Origin of the sequence: Specibacter sp. NPDC078692 (assembly GCF_040686835.1) — a bacterium.
Classification (GTDB): Bacteria; Actinomycetota; Actinomycetes; order Actinomycetales; family Micrococcaceae; genus Specibacter.
In genome coordinates this window covers 248,130-266,976 of record NZ_JBFBLV010000003.1, presented here as the reverse complement: position 1 = coordinate 266,976, position 18,847 = coordinate 248,130, and the positions used below count along the sequence as shown (strand labels likewise).

General features: G+C 59.9%; 18 protein-coding genes. 8 read left to right on the top strand and 10 right to left on the bottom strand.

Annotated features, from left to right (window positions below; genetic code table 11):
- Window positions 1–15: 15 nt before the first annotated feature.
- Window positions 16–987, bottom strand: a complete 972-nt coding sequence (locus AB0O97_RS03930) for a heme o synthase (protein ID WP_363880168.1) — start codon at window positions 985–987, stop codon at window positions 16–18.
- A gap of 422 nt (window positions 988–1,409) precedes the next feature.
- Between AB0O97_RS03930 and tkt the strand changes: the two genes are divergently transcribed.
- From tkt to pgl, 6 genes are all read left to right on the top strand, one after another.
- Window positions 1,410–3,536: a transketolase gene (gene tkt, locus AB0O97_RS03925; RefSeq protein WP_363880096.1), complete on the top strand. Its 2,127-nt coding sequence runs from the start codon at window positions 1,410–1,412 to the stop codon at window positions 3,534–3,536.
- A 127-nt stretch (window positions 3,537–3,663) separates the two neighbouring features.
- Window positions 3,664–4,785, top strand: coding sequence for a transaldolase (gene tal / locus AB0O97_RS03920; protein ID WP_363880093.1), 1,122 nt, complete (start codon window positions 3,664–3,666; stop codon window positions 4,783–4,785).
- A gap of 5 nt (window positions 4,786–4,790) precedes the next feature.
- On the top strand, window positions 4,791–6,428 hold the full coding sequence (locus tag AB0O97_RS03915) for a glucose-6-phosphate isomerase (protein WP_363880090.1): 1,638 nt from the start codon (window positions 4,791–4,793) through the stop codon (window positions 6,426–6,428).
- A gap of 16 nt (window positions 6,429–6,444) precedes the next feature.
- On the top strand, window positions 6,445–7,989 hold the full coding sequence (gene zwf, locus AB0O97_RS03910) for a glucose-6-phosphate dehydrogenase (protein ID WP_363880165.1): 1,545 nt from the start codon (window positions 6,445–6,447) through the stop codon (window positions 7,987–7,989).
- Window positions 7,986–8,927 (top strand): glucose-6-phosphate dehydrogenase assembly protein OpcA, encoded by a 942-nt coding sequence (locus tag AB0O97_RS03905; protein WP_363880088.1) that lies wholly within the window; start codon window positions 7,986–7,988, stop codon window positions 8,925–8,927. Before zwf ends, AB0O97_RS03905 begins: the two co-directional genes overlap by 4 nt.
- The gene (gene pgl / locus AB0O97_RS03900; RefSeq protein ID WP_363880085.1) at window positions 8,924–9,739 is read left to right on the top strand and encodes a 6-phosphogluconolactonase; all 816 of its coding nucleotides are present in this window, start codon (window positions 8,924–8,926) and stop codon (window positions 9,737–9,739) included. Before AB0O97_RS03905 ends, pgl begins: the two co-directional genes overlap by 4 nt.
- A 98-nt stretch (window positions 9,740–9,837) precedes the next feature.
- On the opposite strand, the gene secG is transcribed toward pgl, so the two are convergent.
- The 9 genes from secG to map all read right to left on the bottom strand — a co-directional run bounded on the left by secG (window position 9,838) and on the right by map (window position 18,214).
- Window positions 9,838–10,092 (bottom strand): preprotein translocase subunit SecG, encoded by a 255-nt coding sequence (secG, locus tag AB0O97_RS03895; protein ID WP_363839515.1) that lies wholly within the window; start codon window positions 10,090–10,092, stop codon window positions 9,838–9,840.
- Between the two features lie 141 nt (window positions 10,093–10,233).
- The gene (gene tpiA / locus AB0O97_RS03890; protein WP_363880082.1) at window positions 10,234–11,049 is read right to left on the bottom strand and encodes a triose-phosphate isomerase; all 816 of its coding nucleotides are present in this window, start codon (window positions 11,047–11,049) and stop codon (window positions 10,234–10,236) included.
- Window positions 11,050–11,158: 109 nt separating this feature from the next.
- Window positions 11,159–12,397 carry a phosphoglycerate kinase gene (locus AB0O97_RS03885; RefSeq protein WP_363880079.1) on the bottom strand — a complete coding sequence of 413 codons (1,239 nt, stop codon included), beginning with the start codon at window positions 12,395–12,397 and terminating at the stop codon, window positions 11,159–11,161.
- A gap of 10 nt (window positions 12,398–12,407) precedes the next feature.
- Entirely contained in the window at window positions 12,408–13,415 is a 1,008-nt protein-coding gene (gene gap / locus AB0O97_RS03880; RefSeq protein WP_363839523.1) for a type I glyceraldehyde-3-phosphate dehydrogenase, read from the bottom strand.
- Window positions 13,416–13,657: 242 nt separating this feature from the next.
- On the bottom strand, window positions 13,658–14,281 hold the full coding sequence (locus AB0O97_RS03875; protein WP_363880076.1) for a superoxide dismutase: 624 nt from the start codon (window positions 14,279–14,281) through the stop codon (window positions 13,658–13,660).
- 108 nt (window positions 14,282–14,389) lie between these two features.
- Window positions 14,390–15,370, bottom strand: a complete 981-nt coding sequence (gene whiA / locus AB0O97_RS03870; protein ID WP_363839529.1) for a DNA-binding protein WhiA — start codon at window positions 15,368–15,370, stop codon at window positions 14,390–14,392.
- 22 nt (window positions 15,371–15,392) lie between these two features.
- Window positions 15,393–16,397, bottom strand: coding sequence for a uridine diphosphate-N-acetylglucosamine-binding protein YvcK (yvcK, locus tag AB0O97_RS03865; RefSeq protein WP_363880162.1), 1,005 nt, complete (start codon window positions 16,395–16,397; stop codon window positions 15,393–15,395).
- Window positions 16,394–17,317: an RNase adapter RapZ gene (gene rapZ / locus AB0O97_RS03860; protein ID WP_363839533.1), complete on the bottom strand. Its 924-nt coding sequence runs from the start codon at window positions 17,315–17,317 to the stop codon at window positions 16,394–16,396. The genes yvcK and rapZ overlap by 4 nt, the downstream gene beginning before the upstream one ends.
- 132 nt (window positions 17,318–17,449) lie before the next feature.
- Window positions 17,450–18,214 (bottom strand): type I methionyl aminopeptidase, encoded by a 765-nt coding sequence (gene map / locus AB0O97_RS03855; protein ID WP_363880073.1) that lies wholly within the window; start codon window positions 18,212–18,214, stop codon window positions 17,450–17,452.
- Window positions 18,215–18,286: 72 nt separating this feature from the next.
- Here map and AB0O97_RS03850 point away from each other — a divergent pair, with 72 nt between their 5' ends.
- Window positions 18,287–18,589 carry a helix-turn-helix transcriptional regulator gene (locus AB0O97_RS03850; RefSeq protein ID WP_363880070.1) on the top strand — a complete coding sequence of 101 codons (303 nt, stop codon included), beginning with the start codon at window positions 18,287–18,289 and terminating at the stop codon, window positions 18,587–18,589.
- 36 nt (window positions 18,590–18,625) lie between these two features.
- Window positions 18,626–18,826: a type II toxin-antitoxin system RelE/ParE family toxin gene (locus AB0O97_RS03845; protein WP_363880067.1), complete on the top strand. Its 201-nt coding sequence runs from the start codon at window positions 18,626–18,628 to the stop codon at window positions 18,824–18,826.
- The last annotated feature ends 21 nt before the right edge of the window (window positions 18,827–18,847 follow it).

The window sequence follows — 18,847 nt, the reverse complement described above, 5'->3', positions numbered from 1 at the left end:
CCACCCTGAGGAAGATCAGCCCATCAAGGCAGAGCCAACAAAGGGATCCACGGCCAGTGAAAGGAATACCAGCGTCAGGTAGCTGATGGAAACATGGAACACCTTCATGGCGTTCTTCTTCGTGACCAGATCCTTCTTCGAGTTGTTGTAGAGGACGTGGGCCTCGTACAAGAACCAGGCGCCCGCAGCGAGGGCCACCACGGTGTAGACAATGCCAGCGCCGCCTAGGGGAACCATGAGTAGTGAGCAAGCCACCATGGCCCAGGTGTAGAGCACCACCTGAACGGCGACGGTCCGTGATCCGGCTACGGCGCCGAGCATGGGCACGTTGACGGCGTTGTAGTCGTCGCTGTAGCGCATGGACAGGGGCCAGTAATGCGGCGGGGTCCAGAGGAAGATGACCATGAAGAGGATGATGGCAGGCCACTGCACGGTGTTGGTGACAGCTGCCCAGGCGATCAGGACCGGGAAACAGCCGGCGGCTCCGCCCCAAACAATGTTCTGTGAGGTGCGGCGTTTGAGGATGATGGAGTAGACAACCACGTACACGAAGATGGCGCCAATACCCAGCATGCCTGTGAGCGGATTCACACTCCAGAGCAGGGCCACGGCGAGGACTGTCAGGACCCAGGAGAAAGTTAGGGCCTCACGTGGCGTGAGGACGCCGGTCACCAGCGGACGCTTCGAGGTGCGGTTCATGACCTTGTCAATGTCGCGGTCAATGTAGCAGTTGAAGGAACCCGCAGCGCCAGCAGCCAGTGCCCCACCAACCATGGTGGCGAACATCAGCCACAAGCTCGGCACGCCCCCCAGACCAGAAAACCCTTGTGCGTAAAACATGGTGGGCAAGGTGGTGACCAAGAGCAGCTCTACAACCCGGGGCTTTGTCAGTGCCAGGTACCCTTTGGCTTTGTCCGAAAAACTCACCGGAACTTTGGCCGAAGCCCCAGTTATCGGGGTATGTGTCGCACTCACTTGTAATGTCACCATGTTTTCATTGTTGTAGCTGTGCCGGTTGCATTCGGGCTGGCAATTATTGCCCCGGATGTCTGCCTTACGCCAGCGCTGTCCCTCGTGCGGGCGGGTCACAGGCGCGTTAAGCCTCTGAATATCATAGCCGCTTTCAGCATGGAAGGGCGAAAACCGACATTGTCAAGATTGGCTCCAACTCTTCGCAACATGTGAAAACTAATCACGTTCCGGGTGCTGCATCGTGTAACTTTAGAAGCACCCAACGGCGTGGAATTTTTACTGGTCTCCAGCACCCGTGGGACTAAGCTTGCAATTGCTGAAAGTAACACCGCAGGGCGTACCGGCCAGCGTGTGCCGGCAAGAACTTCGAATTCTCGGCTGCACCGGCGTTGTTCGCACCTGCATTATTTATGCACATAAACGAGAGGGACCTGTCAGTGTCACATCAGGATTTGCCAACGTTCACCTGGACCGCCAACGACCAGCGAGCCGTCGATACGGCCCGCATTTTGGCCGCTGACGCCGTAGAGAAGGTCGGCAACGGCCACCCCGGAACAGCCATGTCACTAGCTCCGGCTGCCTACTTGCTGTTCCAGAAGGTCATGCGCATTGACCCGAAGAACCCGGATTGGATTGGCCGCGACCGCTTTATCCTCTCCCCCGGCCACACCTCGCTGACACTGTATGTGCAGTTGTTCCTCTCCGGCTACGGCCTGGAACTCTCCGATCTGGAAGCCCTGCGCACCTGGGGATCATTGACCCCCGGCCACCCCGAATACAAGCACACCGCCGGAGTCGAGATCACCACCGGCCCGCTGGGCCAGGGCCTGGCCTCGGCTGTTGGCTTCGCCTACTCACAGCGCCGTATGCGCGGTATGCTCGATCCCGACGCTGCCCCTGGCACCAGCCCGTTCGATCACACTGTCTGGGTTATTGCCTCCGACGGCGATCTCCAGGAAGGCGTCACCAGCGAGGCTTCCAGCCTGGCCGGCCACCAGGAACTGGGCAACATGGTTGTGGTCTACGACTCCAACCACATCTCCATTGAAGATGACACCAACATCGCCTACTCCGAAGACGTACTCAAGCGTTACGAAGCCTATGGCTGGCATGTGCAGCGCGTTGACTGGACCAAGACGGGCGAATACGTCGAAGACGTGGCAGAACTGCACGCCGCATTGGCTGCGGCGAAGGCCGAGACCACAAAGCCCTCCATCATTTCCCTGCGTACCATCATTGGCTACCCTGCTCCCAAGAAGCAGAACACGGGCGCCATCCACGGTTCCGCCCTGGGTGCTGCTGAAGTTGCTGCTGTCAAGGAAGTTCTGGGCTTCGATCCCGAGAAGAGCTTCGTGGTAGAGCCTGCAGTTCTGGATCATGCCCGCCAACTGGTGGAACGCGGCGCGGCTGCTCACGAAGAGTGGAACACCAGCTTCAACGCCTGGTCCGCTGCGAATCCGGAAAACGCTGCTTTGCTTGAGCGCATCCAGAAGAAGGAACTGCCGGCTGGCTGGGAAGAGAACCTCCCGGTCTTCGAAGGCGGCAAGGCTGTCTCCACCCGTGCAGCATCGGGCAAGGTGTTGAACTCCATTGGCGCCGTGCTGCCTGAACTCTGGGGCGGTTCCTGCGACCTGGCCGGTTCCAACAACACCACCCTTGAAGGCACGGGATCGTTCGTGCCTGCTTCCAAGCAGACCGACACCTGGTCAGGTGGCCCCTACGGCCGCGTCCTGCACTTCGGCATCCGCGAGCACGCCGCCGCCTCCATTGTGAACGGCATCCACCTCAGTGGTCCCACCCGCGCCTTCTCCGGCACGTTCCTGATCTTCAGCGACTACCAGCGCCCGGCCATCCGCCTCTCGGCACTGATGGGTGTACCGTCCATCTACGTGTGGACGCACGATTCCATCGGCTTGGGCGAAGATGGCCCCACGCACCAGCCCGTGGAGCAGCTCTCGAGCCTGCGCGCCATTCCGGGCTTGGACGTTGTCCGCCCCGGTGATTCCAACGAGGTTTCGGCTTCCTGGAAGAAGATCCTGGAAACCACTGACAACCCGGCTGGCATTGTGCTGACCCGCCAGAACATCCCCACCTACGCGCGTGGCGAGGGTGCGGCCACGGCCACCGAGTTCGGTTCCGCAGACTTGGTTGCCAACGGCGGCTACGTTTTGGCAGAGGCCGTGTCCGACGGCGCAGTGGTCACCCCCGCTGTCATCCTGATCGCCACCGGTTCCGAGGTTCAGCTGGCCGTCGAGGCTCGCGAAGCTCTCGCAGCTGAGGGTATCGCTGCCCGCGTTGTCTCCATGCCGTGTGTTGAGTGGTTCAACGCGCAGAGCCCGGAATACCGCGAATCCGTATTGCCTGCAGGCGTCAAGGCGCGTGTCTCGGTCGAGGCCGGTTTGGCTCTGGGCTGGCGCGAGTTCGTCGGCGATGCAGGCCGTTCCATCTCACTGGAGCACTTCGGCGCCTCCGCTGACTACAAGGTCTTGTTCGAGAAGTTCGGCATCACCACGGAAGCAGTTACAGCCGCAGCCAAGGACTCCATCGCAACGGTGAACTCCTAAGCGTTCTTTGTCACATAAGTAGTCCCAAGGCCGGCACCCCACAACAGGTGGCGCCGGCCTTGGGAATACAACACCTCGCCTGCAACGCTGTTCAGTGCAGGGCCTTAAAACACAAGGAAGTAGCATCATGACTAACTCAACACCCACTGCCGCACTCTCAGCCGCTGGCGTTTCCATCTGGCTTGACGATCTTTCTCGCAGCCGGATCAGCAGCGGCAACCTCTCCGCCCTGATCGCCGAGAAGAACGTTGTTGGCGTCACCACGAACCCCAGCATTTTTGAAGCAGCCATCACCAAGAGCGATGACTACAAGGCTGAGCTGAAGAAGTTCTCGGCCGCTGGTATCAATGCAGAAGATGCTGTTTTTGAACTCACCACAGCAGATGTTGCCGACGGTTGCGATATCTTCGCCTCGATCTATGACACCACCGCTGGTGTTGACGGCCGAGTCTCCATCGAGGTTGACCCGCGCAAGGCTTGGGACACTGCGGGCACCATCGAAGAAGCCAAGCGCCTCTACGCCAAGGTCAACAAGAAGAACGTTCTGATCAAGATCCCCGCAACCCTTGAAGGCATCGAAGCCATCACGGCAACCCTGGGTGAAGGCATCAGCGTCAACGTCACCCTGATCTTCTCGCTGGAGCGCTACCGCGCCGTCATGAACGCCTTCCTCAGCGGCCTGGAGCTCGCCAAGGCCAACGGCCACAACCTGGCCGAAATCCACTCCGTTGCCTCCTTCTTCGTTTCCCGCGTGGACCTGGAAATTGACAACCGCTTGGATGCCATCGGCACCGAAGAAGCCGCTGCCCTGAAGGGCAAGGCCGGACTGGCCAATGCCCGCCTGGCATACCAGGCCTTCGAAGAGGTCTTCTCCTCTGAGCGTTGGGCCGTATTGACTGAAGCCGGCGCGCTCCCCCAGCGTCCGCTGTGGGCCTCCACGGGTGTCAAGAACCCGGCTTACCCGGACACCCTGTACGTGACCGAGCTGGTCGCTGCCAACGTGGTGAACACCATGCCGGAGAAGACCCTGGATGCAACCTTCGATCACGGCGTTGTCACCGGCGACACCATCACCGGCGGTTACGCAGAAGCCAACGAACTCTTGAACAAGCTCGAGGGCTTGGGCATCTCCTACAACGACGTTGTAGGCGTACTGGAAACTGAAGGACTGGATAAGTTTGTCGCCAGCTGGAAGGACCTCCTGAACCACGTTCAGGTTGCCCTTGACGCTGCAGGCGCGGAAGGCTGATCCCCATGACTTCACTGGCATTTGCCGCAACCGGGGCCGCCAAGGCCGCCGGGGAGGCTCAGTTGTTGACGCTGGTGGCCGATCAGGTCGCCTCGCGCATCTTTGCCAAGGACGCCACCCTGTGGGGCGCCGAGGCAGAGTCCGAATCGGCGATCCGGCTCGGCTGGGTTGAGGCCGCCGAAGTTTCGGCTCCCTTGGTTGCAGAGATCACCGCCTTGCGCGATGAGCTGCGTGCCGAAGGCATCAACCACATTGTGCTGTGCGGCATGGGCGGTTCTTCACTGGCCCCTGAGGTCATCACGGCAACTGCCGGTGTTGAGCTCAGCGTCCTTGACAGCACCGATCCGGATCAGGTTCGGACAGCTGTCAGCGACCGTCTGGCCACCACCGCCATTGTGGTTTCTTCCAAGTCAGGTTCCACGTTGGAGACTGACTCCCAGCGCCGTATCTTCGAACACGAGTTCGCGGCTGCTGGTATTGACGCCAAGTCACGCATCATCATCGTCACCGACCCAGGCTCGCCCCTGGACGGTTCTGCTCGTGCAGCTGGCTACCGCAAGGTCTTCAACGCAGACCCCAACGTGGGCGGACGTTACTCGGGTCTGACCGCTTTTGGCTTGGTTCCTTCCGGTCTGGCCGGGGTGGATATCGCTGCACTGCTAGATTCCGCCGAAGAAGCCGGCGAGATGCTGCGCGATGACGATGTTGACAACGTTGGTCTGCGCCTCGCCGCAGCCTTGGGTGGCACGTCGCCGCTGCGCAACAAGATCGTCATCGTCGATGAGGGCTCAGGCATTGTGGGCTTCGCCGATTGGGCCGAGCAGCTCATCGCCGAATCCACGGGCAAGCTAGGCACCGGTGTCCTGCCGGTCGTGGCCGATCCCAACTCTCCCGAGGTGACTAGCGGTGCTGCTGACGTGCTGGTGGTGCGCCTGGTAGGCGGGGACGCCGACGTCGAACTTCGTGAGAACGAGGTCAGCATTGCTGGCGAACTGGGTGCGCAGATGATGGTGTGGGAGTTCGCCACAGCAGTTGCCGGGCGCTTGCTGGGCATCAACCCCTTTGATCAGCCTGATGTTGAGGCTGCCAAGGAAGCTGCCCGCGGCTTGCTGGACGCCACCCCGGAGGCCACAGCTGCCCTGTTCACCGACGGTGCCGTTGAGGTGCGCACTGCCAATAACGACGCCGGATGGCTGGCCGGGTCACAAACCCTACCCCAGGCGCTGGCTGCTTTGGCAGGAACGTTGGGTGCCGATGGCTACCTGAGCGTTCAGGTCTATCTGGACCGCTTGGCTCATGCCCCGCTGGAATCTGTACGCAATGAACTTGCTGCATACACCTCCCGCCCAGTCACCTTTGGTTGGGGCCCGCGCTTCCTGCACTCCACCGGCCAGTTCCACAAGGGCGGCCCCGCCGTCGGCGTGTTCTTGCAGGTGACAGGTGAGACCTCAGCCGATGTGGCAATTCCGGACCGTCCCTTCAGCTTCGGCGAGCTCATTGCGGCTCAAGCCGCAGGCGATGCTGCCGTACTGGCAGATCACGGACGCCCCGTGTTGCGCCTGCACCTGACTGACGTGGCTGCCGGTGTGACTCAACTAAAAACTGCGGTTGCCGAACTCGCTGGCCGCCAACTCGACGCATAGGGCTACCTCTTTCAAGATGCCATTCTCTGCCACATCCCATAATGAAAACCCGCTCCGGGACAGTCGCGATCGCCGACTGTCCCGGGTGGCGGGCCCATCGTCGTTGGTACTTTTCGGAGTCACCGGCGATTTGTCACGTAAAAAGCTCATGCCAGCTATTTACGACTTGGCTAACCGCGGTTTATTGCCGCCTAGCTTTGCCTTGGTTGGTTTTGGCCGCCGTGCATGGTCAGACGCCGAGTTTGCGGCACAGGTACGGGAGTCCGTTGAGGCCCATTGCCGTACGCCGTTTGATGAGACCGTCTGGAATCAGCTCAGCGAGGGAATTCGTTTTGTTCAGGGTGAGTTTGATGAAGACGCCGCCTTTGAACGCCTCAAGGCGACCCTTTGCGAGCTAGATGAAACTCGTGGCACCCGCGGCAATCACGCCTATTACCTGTCCATCCCGCCGAAGGCCTTTGAACTGGTGTGCCGCCAGCTCTCGCAGCACGGCCTCGCGCAGGGTCCCTCGGACACGTGGCGCAGGGTGGTGATTGAGAAGCCTTTCGGGCACAACCTCAAATCAGCACGCGCACTGAACGACATTGTGGAATCGGTGTTCCCGGCAGATGCTGTGTTCCGGATTGACCACTACTTGGGCAAGGAAACTGTCCAGAACATCCTCGCCTTGCGTTTCGCCAACCAGCTCTTTGAGCCGTTGTGGAACGCCAACTATGTAGACCATGTGCAAATCACCATGGCCGAAGACATTGGCACCGGTGGCCGTGCAGGCTATTACGACGGCGTGGGTGCAGCCCGCGATGTGATCCAAAACCACTTGTTGCAGCTACTGGCATTGACGGCCATGGAGGAACCCATTTCCTTCAACGCAGATCATCTGCGGGCCGAGAAGGAGAAGGTGCTTGCAGCTGTCAAGCTGCCCGAGGATCTCTCGGCCCACTCTGCACGCGGTCAGTTCGCTGGCGGCTGGCAGGGCGGGGAACAGGTTTTGGGCTACTTGGAAGAAGAGGGTATTCCGGCCGATTCCACCACCGAGACCTTTGCGGCAATTCGTCTGGACATCAACACCCGCCGTTGGGCTGGTGCTCCGTTCTACCTGCGCGCTGGCAAGCGTCTGGGCCGTCGCGTGACCGAAATTGCGGTTGTCTTCAAACGGTCACCGAATCTGTTGTTCACCGACCATGCCGAGGACGATTTCGGCCAAAATGCCGTCGTCATCCGGGTTCAGCCTGATGAGGGTGTGACCATTCGTTTCGGCTCCAAGGTCCCTGGTACACAGATGGAAGTTCGGGACGTCACGATGGACTTTGGCTATGGCCATGCGTTTACCGAATCCAGCCCGGAAGCTTATGAGCGTCTGATTCTTGATGTGTTGTTGGGCGAACCGCCGTTGTTCCCCCGTCACGAAGAAGTTGAACTTTCCTGGAAGATCCTGGATCCCTTCGAGGAATACTGGGCCGCTGAAGGCATCCAGCCCGAAGCCTATGAACCAGGCAGCTGGGGCCCGTCCTCCGCTGATGAACTCTTGAAGCGCGATGGAAGGACGTGGCGCCGACCATGATCGTAGAACTCCCGGATACAAACACATCCAAGATCACCAAGATGATCGTGAAGATGCGTGAACAAGGCGGCGTGGTTGCCTTGGGTCGCGTGCTGACGCTCGTGGTGATCACCAAGGAAGGCCGTCAAGAAGAGGCCATCGAGGCTGCAAACTTGGCTAGCCGTGAGCACCCTTGCCGCATTATTGTTCTTGCTGCGGGGTCACCTGGGGATCCGACCTGCCTGGATGCGGAAATTCGTGTGGGCGGTGACGCCGGCGCTTCCGAGGTGATCGTGCTGCGCGGTTCCGGTGAACTTGCCGCAGAAAGCGAATCGATCCTCTCGGCATTGCTGTTGCCAGACGCTCCTATTGTGGCTTGGTGGCATACGGACGCCCCGGATTCACCGAGCCAATCGGCTGTGGGTCGTATTGCCCACCGCCGCATCACGGACTCTGCCAACACGGCAGATCCGCGCGAGGCACTTGCGCATATCGCCAAGACGTATGCCGACGGTGATACGGATCTGGCCTGGACCCGTTTGACCAACTGGCGTGTGCAGTTGGCGGCGGCTCTGGACCAGTCCGACAGCTCGGATCCCATCACGGGCCTGCAGGTTGAAGGCGCCAGCGATTCCCCCAGCACACTCCTGCTAGCAGCATGGTTGCACCGCGCCTTGGACGTGCCCATCACAGTGACCGAGGACCCCCGTGGCACCGGTATCCGAACCGTTGTCATTGAACGCAAAAAAGGCAATGTGCAATTGACTCGTCCGGGCGCCTTGGAGGCAACTCTGAGCCAGCCAGGACAACCTGAGCAAAAGATCTCCTTGCCGCGCCGTTCGTTGCAGGACTGCCTGGCCGAAGAATTGCGACGACTGGATCCCGACTTAGTCTTTGGGGAAGTTGTCACCTTGGGGCTGAGCAAGCTTTTGGCTGAAGAGAAGGTAGTGAAACTATGAGTAGGAATTTCCGCGTCACCGAACATCCGTCCTTTGATGTGTTGGCAGCCACCACGGCAGCACGGCTCATCACCCGGTTGTTGGATGTTCAAAGCGAACGTGGTGAGGCTACCGTTGTGCTCACAGGCGGCAGTGTTGGCATCGCCACGCTGCGTGAAATTGGCCAGTCACCGGCGCATTTGGCGGTTGATTGGAGCAAGGTGAACTTCTGGTTTGGTGATGACAGGTTCGTTGAAACTGATTCTCCCGACCGTAACTATGGTCAGGCTGCTGAGGCACTCTTGAACCAGATCCCCGTGGATCCGGCTCGTGTTCACATCATGCCCGCCTCCGACACCGTAGCCGATCTTGATGAGGCTGTATCGCAGTATGCTGCCGAACTGGCTGCTGCGGCTCAGGCTGAATGGCACAACGACGAATCTCGTGAAGCCGAAGCCGCCGAGGTGGCGCCTGTTGTGCCCCGTTTTGACGTCCTGCTGTTGGGTCTGGGACCGGACGCCCACATCGCATCCCTGTTCCCGGACATGGCTGGCATCCGCACCAAGGGTGTGTCGGTGGTGGGAGTCCGTAACTCCCCTAAGCCCCCACCCACTCGGGTATCGCTGACGCTCGAAACTATTAACTCTGCCCAGGAGATTTGGATTGTGGCAGCAGGCGCGGACAAGGCTGCTGCTGTGGGGCTCGGCTTGGCCGGCGCCAATGCAGTTCAGGTACCTGCGTCCGGTGCCCGCGGCATGCAGAAGACTCTGTGGCTCCTGGATCAGGCGGCAGCTGCCAAGGTTCCCGGAGTGCTCACGCACCGCAATTCCTAGCAGCCAAAGACTGCTACGACTGACAGTACTAAAAAGGTCCCCTCCAGCACGTAGCCGGAGGGGACCTTCTTAGTTGGAACTAGTGTTGGTGCAAAGTTTTATGCGCCGATGTTTCCGTAGGACATGATCAGGCCGAGGCCAATGATGACAACGCCCCAGATGATGCCCAGGACCACGGTGAAGCGGTTCAGGTTACGCTCTGCCACGCCGGAGGAGCCCAAGTTTGAGCTCATGCCACCGCCGAACATATCGGACAGACCGCCGCCACGGCCCTTATGAAGCAAGATCAGCAGGGTCAGCAGCAAACTGGTGACACCCAAGATGATCTGCAGGGCAATTTGTAGAGCTTCCACGTGTGGCCTTTCGAACATGGTGATGGTGAATCAAGTAGTTGGTGGAGCAGGATTTCCGCGCATCAATGCGCAGCAGTGCCTTGGTCCGCAACCAAGTCTAACCGTGTCCACCCACACAAGGCGAATGGACACGGTAAGCAACTACTTGGTGACGAGGTGGTTTTCAAAGCGTGCGATGTTGGCGAACTCGCCGGCATCCAAGCTGGCACCGCCTACCAGCACACCGTCAACGTCGCGTTCGGCCATGATGGCGCCCACGTTGTTAGCCTTGACCGAGCCGCCGTAGAGCAGACGGGTCTTGGCGGCTGTTTCGTCGTCGAAGAGTTCCACGAGCTCGGCACGGATGGCGGCACACATTTCCTGTGCGTCCTCCGGTCCAGCAACCTCGCCTGTGCCAATGGCCCACACGGGCTCATAAGCAATCACGAGCTGTGCGGCCTGCTCGGCGGTGAGTCCGCTGACTCCGCCGCGCACTTGTGCCAGCGTGTGTTCTACGTGAGTTCCGGCCTTCCGGATTTCAAGGCCTTCGCCTGCGCACAGCACGGGCGTCACTTCGTTGCGGAACGCGGCCTTGACCTTTGCGTTGAGCAGTTCATCGCTCTCAGCATGAATCTCGCGGCGTTCGCTGTGGCCGACCAAGACGTAGGCGCAGCCCAGCTTGTTCAGGAAGGCACCCGAGATGTCACCGGTGTAGGCGCCTGAATCCTTATCAGAGAGGTCCTGCCCACCGTAGGCAAGTTTGAGCTTGTCGCCCTGAACGAGGGTCTGGACACCGCGCAGGTCGGTGAAGGGTGGGAAGACGGCAACTTCCACCCGGTCAAAATCGTGGCGGGCGTCGGACAAGGTCCAAGCCAGTTTCTGCAGGAGGGTGATGCCCTGGACGTGGTCCATGTTCATCTTCCAGTTGCCTGCAATCAGCGGCGTCCGGTCAAAATTGCCGTTTGTTGAAGTAGTCATCGCGTCTCTCGTTTCTTGCGTTACTTAGAGTAAAACTTTTGTCACAACAGTGCAGAAGGGCATCCTGCAAAAGTGGTGGCGGGGACTGCCCGCCACCACCATTTTGCTTTTAGCGGTCTAGTGCGTTCAGCCCGGGGAGTTCCTTACCTTCAAGGAACTCCAGGCTGGCGCCACCACCGGTGGAGATATGACCAAATGCGTCATCGGCAAAGCCCAAGGTACGTACGGCTGCGGCTGAATCACCGCCACCTACAACGTTGAATCCACCGTTGCTGGTGTTGGCTGCGAGGGCCTGCGCAACGGCCTTGGTTCCTGCGGCGAAGGCCGGGAATTCAAAGACGCCCATCGGCCCGTTCCAGAACACGGTCTTGGCGCCGGAGATTGCTGTGGCGAAAGCCGCAGCTGAATCCGGACCAATGTCCAGGCCCAGTCCGGATGCGCCGAAGGCACTGCTTTCAATGGCATCGGCCGCAACAACTTCGTGGGCTGCGTCAGCAGCAAAGCCGGCAGCAACAACCACATCGGTGGGCAGCACAAAGTTGGTGCCTGCTGCGGCAGCGCGTTTCAGGTAATCCTGAACCACGGGGATCTGGTCAACTTCCAGCAATGAAGAGCCAACCTTGTGGCCCTGAGCTGCGAGGAAGGTGAACAGCATGCCGCCGCCAACCAGGATGGAATCGGCTTTGCCAATCAGGTTGTCAATGACAGCCAACTTGTCCGAGACCTTGGAACCACCGAGCACCACCACGTAGGGGCGTTCAGAATCTGAGGTCAGCTTGCGCAGGACCTCCAATTCTGTGCGGACCAGATCGCCCTGGTAGGACGGCAGTACCTTGGCAATGTCATAGACGCTGGCGTGCTTGCGGTGAACAGCACCAAAAGCATCATCCACGTAGGCACCATTGCTGCCGGTCAGGGCGGCGAGCTCAGTAGCGAAAGCCGCCCGTTCGCCGTCGACCTTGGACGTTTCGCGAGCATCGAAGCGCACGTTCTGCAAGACCAGAACCGAGCCATCAGCCAAATCAGCCGCTGCCGCCTGGGCAGCCGGACCGGTGGTGTCGGCGGCCAAGACCGCGTTCAACTCCGGAGCGAGTTCTGACAAGCGGGCAACGGCTGGAGCCAAAGAGTACTTGGCTTCCGGCGCGCCCTTGGGGCGGCCCAGGTGGGCACTGACCAGAACACGAGCGCCAGCATCCGCCAGCGCCTTGATGACGGGCAGTGAAGCTTTGATGCGTCCATCATCAGTGACGTTAGAGCCGTCGAGCGGCACATTCAAATCGCTACGGATAAGAATGTGCCGCCCGCGGACACCTTCATCGATGAGTTCGCTGAGGGTGTGAAGAGTCATTTATTATGCCTTAGAGCTTGGAAGCGACGAGCTTGGTCAGATCGACCAGGCGGTTGGAGTAGCCCCACTCGTTGTCGTACCAGGAAACAACCTTTACCTGGTTGCCCATGACCTTGGTCAGGCCCGAGTCGAAGATCGAGGAGGAGGGATCGCCGACGATGTCCGAGGAAACGATCGGATCTTCGGTGTACGTCAGGTAACCGGCCAGCTTGCCTTCGGCTGCAGCGGCCTTGTAGGCAGCGTTGACTTCTTCAACGGTGACCTCACGGCTCACAGTTGCGGTCAGGTCAGTTGCTGAGCCTGTGGGGACGGGTACACGGATGGCGTAACCATCGAGCTTGCCCTTGAGTTCGGGCAGAACCAGGCCAATAGCCTTGGCAGCACCCGTGGAGGTCGGAACCATGTTGATGGCTGCGGCGCGTGCGCGGCGCAGATCGCCGTGGGGGCCGTCCTGCAGGTTCTGATCGGCAGTGTAGGCGTGGATGGTGGTCATGAGGCCACGCTCCAAACCGAAGGTGTCGTTCAGGACCTTGGCCAGCGGGCCCAGGCAGTTGGTGGTGCATGATGCGTTGGAAATGATGTTGTGCGCAGCCGGGTCGTACAGCTCGTCGTTGACACCCATGACAATGGTGATGTCTTCATCCGAGGCCGGTGCGGAGATGAGGACCTTCTTGGCGCCTGCATCAATGTGCTTCTGTGCGCCAGCAGCCTTGGTGAAGAAGCCGGTGGACTCGATGACAATGTCAACACCCAGCTTGCCCCAGGGGAGGTTTGCGGGATCGCGCTCAGCGAAGACCTGGATGGTCTTGCCGTCAACAACCAGGTGGCCGTCTTCAACTGCAACGCTGACGGACAAACGGCCGGCAACGGAGTCGTACTTGAGCAGGTGCGCCAGGGTTTCGGGGCTGGTCAAATCATTGATGGCAACGATTTCAATGTCTGCACCCTGAGCCAAAGCCGCGCGGAAGTAGTTGCGACCAATGCGGCCGAACCCGTTAATACCAATACGAGTAGTCACTGTTATTTCTCTCCTTCGGTGCTCTATTGAACACACGTAGCTAGGCTGAAGGTCACCTTCAGCCATTGTTTCCCGCACGCCGTTGGGCAGAGATTTTTTACTGATGCACACGTCAAAGTGCGTACCGTGATCTATATTACGTTCTATGGTGCCCGCCCCGTTAATCTTACGGGACGGGCGTCCATATATTGGGCATGTCCGCGGTCCGCTGAACCGGCTGACACTAACCCGGGTGAAGCAGCTTACGGCAGGATCAAGCCTGTCGCGTTCTTGCTGGCAGCCTCAAAGCGCTTGGCCACATCGGCCCAGTTCACAATGTTCCAGAAAGCCTTGACGTAGTCAGCCTTAACGTTGACGTAGTCCAGGTAGAAGGCGTGCTCCCACATGTCCAACATCAGCAGCGGAGTGGTGGCAACAGGGACGTTACCCTGCTGATCGAAGAGCTGCTCGATGATGATGTTGCCACCGAGGCCTTCGAAGGACAGCAGCGCCCAGCCGGAACCCTGGATACCCATGGCGGCTGCGGTGAAGTGTGCGCGGAACGCATCGAAGGAGCCGAAGGCGTCGTCGATGGCTGCTGCCAACTCCCCTTCGGGCTTGTCGCCACCCTCGGGTGAGAGGTTGTTCCAGAAGATCGAGTGGTTGGTGTGACCACCGAGGTTGAACGCCAAGTCCTTGGAGTATTTGGCTACGTTGGCGAAGTTGTTGCTTTCGCGTGCTTCGGCGAGCTGCTCGAGGGCGGTGTTCGCACCGGCCACGTAGGCTGCGTGGTGCTTGCTGTGGTGCAGTTCCATGATGCGGGCGGAAATATTGGGTTCCAGAGCAGCGTAGTCATAGCTGAGTTCCGGAAGTGTGTACTTAGTCACGGTTCCTCCATTGCGATTCTTCTGATTTTTGCCGGCAAAACACAACCGACAGGGCAAAGGCGCCCAAAATGGGCCGCTCTTCACCTCTACTCTTCCATACTAAAGCGCTTAGCCATCGAGCATGTCAAAGGTGACGTTGGACTCAGTGCCGGGGATACCTAAATCCTTGGCCTTTTTATCAGCCATGGCCAGCAAACGACGGATACGTCCGGCGATCGCGTCCTTGGTCAGCGGCGGATCGGCCAACCGTCCCAGTTCATCCAAGCTGGCCTGTTTGTGGGCCACGCGCAGTTCGCCGGCGTACTTGAGGTGATCGGGAACATCGTCGCCTAAGATTTCCAGGGCTCGCTCCACCCTGGCACCTGCAGCAACGGCGGCCTGAGCTGAACGGCGCAGATTCGCGTCATCAAAGTTGGCCAGCCGGTTCGCCGTGGCACGCACTTCCTTGCGCATGCGCCGTTCTTCCCACACGAGGAAGGTGTCATGGGCGCCCATGCGGACCAGCAGCGCGCCGATCGTGTCGCCGTCACGAATAACTACGCGGTCAATTCCGCGGACGTCGCGGGCCTTGGCCGCAATGTCTAAACGGCGGGCGGCCCCCACTAGGGCCAATGCCGCTTCCGGGCCCGGGCAGGTAATCTCCAAAGACGAGGACCGGCCAGGTTCCGTCAGCGAGCCGTGGGCCAGGAAGGCGCCTCGCCACACAGCCTCGGCATCGGCCGTGGAGCCATTGACGACGGCGGACGGCAGCCCGCGCACGGGCCGTCCCCGACCGTCGAGGAGGCCACTTTGCCGAGCCAGAGCCTCGCCGTCGCGCACCACGCGCACTACATAACGGCTGCCGCGGCGCAGTCCCCCACCGGAGACCACCACAATCTCACTCTGATGTCCGTACATCTCCGCAATGGCCTGGCGCAAGCGCCGAGCGGTTGCTGCAGTGTCTACTTCAGCCTCAATGACGATCTTGCCGGCGATGATGTGCAGGCCTCCGGCAAATCGGAGCAACGCTGAGACCTCAGCTTTGCGTACCGATGACTTTTTTACGTCAAGCCGTGACAATTCCTCTTTTACCGCAGCGGTTAGCGCCATGGTTCACCTCCACTGTTCACGTTCATTTTTGACCACCAAAGACATCCCGGTAGGCAGCTGCCAACCGCAATGGGTCATGGACCGCATCGCCTGCCGAGCTACCCACCTTACCGAATACAACCTCTGCCCCGATCATTGCCGCCGCTTCCTTGAACTCGGCAGCATCGCCAATGGAGTTTGGATCAGCTAGGACCACATCTACGGTAAATTCTGGAGCATAACGGGAGATGACGCGCAGATGATCAGCCGCATCCATCCCGGTTGCTTCCTGGTCGTTGATGTCCAGGTTCATCGTGATCAGCCGTCTAGCCTTGGTAGTGCAGAGGGCCTCACGCATTTCGGGCAGCAGCAGGTGCGGCAGCACCGAGGTGTACCAAGACCCTGGGCCCAGGACCACCCAGTCGGCGCTGTGAATCGCGTCGACGGCTTCACGGCAGGCCGGAGCGTTCTCCGGCAGTAGCCGTACATTCTCCACCTCACCGGCTTTGGCGAGGTGAGACTGCCCGCGGATGATAGTCCCGGGCGTGCCGTTCATCCGCACTTGGCCTTCAATGGTGAGCGGGACACTAGCCATGGGCAGCACTTCACCGCGCGCACCCAGCAGTGCTCCGGCCCAGCGCAGTCCAGCCACGGGGTCTCCCAGTAATTCCCACAGGGTGACGATCAGCAGGTTTCCCAGCGCATGATTGTCCAGAGACCCCTTAGCCCCTTCACGGGAAGTGAAACGGTGCTGCATGACATCACGCCACGTGCGCCCCCAGTCGGTGTCATCGCACAGGGCAGACAGAGCCATGCGTAGATCACCCGGCGGAAGGACACCCAACTCTTCGCGCAGACGGCCGGAGGAGCCGCCGTCGTCCGCTACGGTCACAACAGCCGTGACATTTCCGGTCACCAAACGCAGGGCGGAGAGCGATGCGGCGAGGCCGTGGCCGCCACCCAGGGCCGCGACCTTGACGCCGGAATCCGCCGCCGGCAGCTTGTTGGCGGATGGAATGATCGGCAAGATCCCCGTGTACACCACTATTCCCGGCCCAGATCGCGGTGACGGATGCTGGTGGTGACGCGTGGCAGCTGGCTGAGGCGTTTGGCGAGCTCAATCGCGACGGCCACCGAGCGGTGTTTGCCGCCGGTGCAACCCACGGCAATGGTGGCGTAGTGCTTGTTCTCGCGGCGGTAACCGTCAAAAACCGGCTCCAGCATGTGCACATACCTGTCCACGAAATCGTTGGCCCCATTGTCATTGAGGACAAAGTTACTCACGACCTCGTCCTCGCCGGTGAAGGGACGTAGCTGCGGAATCCAGTGCGGGTTGGGGATGAACCGGACGTCGGCAACATAGTTCGCATCGACAGGCAGACCGTATTTGAAACCGAAGCTCATGATGGTCAGGCTCAGGACCACGGGGCCAGATTCGGAGAACAGCTCCGTCACGGCGGTGCCCAGCTGGTGCACGTTCATGACGGAGGTGTCCAGGATCATCTCAGCCTGATCCTTCATCTCGGCCAGCAGCACGCGTTCGGCGGCAATGCCGTCGGTGATGCGGCCGTCTTTCTGCAAGGGATGCGGGCGCCGGCCCTGCTCGAAGCGCCGCACCAGGGTGTCGTCGCTGGCGTCAAGGAAGAGGACCCGGTAGGACACCCCCGCGGCGGAAAGCGCATTGAGAGATTCACGGATGTCGGCAAAGAGTGCCTTCCCGCGCACATCGACGACGACGGCCAACTTGGGAAGTGCGGCGGGCATGCGGGATACAAGTTCAGCCAGTGCGGCAAGCATTTGCGGAGGTAAGTTTTCAATGACGAACCAGCCGTGGTCTTCGAGAGCATTGGCGGCGGTACTGCGCCCGGCACCGGACATGCCAGTGACCACGAGAAGCTCGGATTCAACGGGCTTGACTGAAGTCAGCTCACCGTCAAGGGCGGCAGTCGGTTCTTGCTGTTGGGTCATTGATCTTCCCTGTCGGTAGTTGTCGTGCACATAAATCATGCAGCAGCTGCTGAGCTAAGCCTACTGGGCGCGGGGCCCGAATTTTGGCGGAGCCACATTTGGGAGCCCAGGATGCGCTACTGGGCGCGGTTATCAATTCGTGAGGATGATTGGCCCGTCCTCGGTGATGGCGATGGTGTGCTCACTGTGCGCGGAGCGGGCGCCCGTTGCGCTACGAAGTGTCCAGCCATCTGCATCGGTGAAAAGCTCAGCGGTATCCGCCATGACCCACGGTTCAATGGCCAACAGTAGGCCGGGGCGGAGCTTGTAGCCGCGTCCGGGCTGGCCGACGTTGGAGATGTGCGGTTCTTGATGCATCGTGGTGCCGATGCCATGCCCGCCGAAGTCGGTGTTGATGGGGAATCCACCGGCGGAAAGTACAGATCCAATGGCATGAGAGATATCGCCAATCTGTGAGCCTGGGTTGGCGGCCGCGATCCCAGCCTCAAGGGCACGTTGAGTTGTCTCGATCATTAGAGAGTCCGCCAGCGAGGCAGCTACTCCAACAATGAAACTCACGGCGGCATCGGCTGCAATCCCCCCGAGAATCGCAGCGAGGTCGAGGGTGAGCAGATCCCCGTCTTTGAGAGCGTAATCGTGAGGCATACCGTGCAGCACAGCATCGTTGACCGATGTGCAAATGTAGTGACCGAAAGGCCCGTCGCCAAACGATGGATCATAATCTACGTAGCAAGAGATGGCACCGGCATCAGCAATCATGTCAGCTGCCCACTGATCGATTTCAAGTAGATTTGTGCCAACTTTGACCCGGTCCTGCAGAGCCCTCAGGACCGAGCCGATGAATTTTCCGCTCTCCTTGGCTCGCGGTAGCTCAGCTGGCCCGAATATTTCAATCATGCGCTTATCCTCTCAGAAACCAATAACAATACCGGTAAGACTATACCGGCACTATCGACTATCATTGGAACTATGGTCAGACTCCCACTCACTCCTGCAGAGATCGAACGAGGGCAAAACCTAGGCGCCCTGCTGCGTCGAGCGCGAACAGATCGCTCCATGCTTGATGTGGCCCTAGCCGCGGGTATCTCACCGGAGACCCTGCGGAAAATTGAAACTGGACGGGTAGCCACCCCCGCCTTCTCGACGATTGCGGCGATTGCGACGGTCCTGGGACTTTCGCTCGATGACGTTTGGGCCACCATCAACCCTCAAGCCTCAGCGGCTACCTGTCAGGACACAGCAGATCAGCTGACTGAGCGCTTGGCGTCTTAAAGCTCCAGACTGACACCCTTAGGGTTTGGCCTGCGCATGATGAGTCCATCAGGCTGGTGGCCAGCACTAACCGTGTTGCCCAGCCGGATGCAAAAAAGACTTGTCGGCGAGGCCTACGGTTGGCGAGTTCGCCTTGGCGACTACCGAGTTCTGTGCGATATTTTTGACGACGTTCTCGTCGTGACTGTGGTCGGCGTTGGACACCGCCGCGATTCTTACAGGTTGTCCTACAGGTAGCGGTCCGCTTCGAGGATTCCA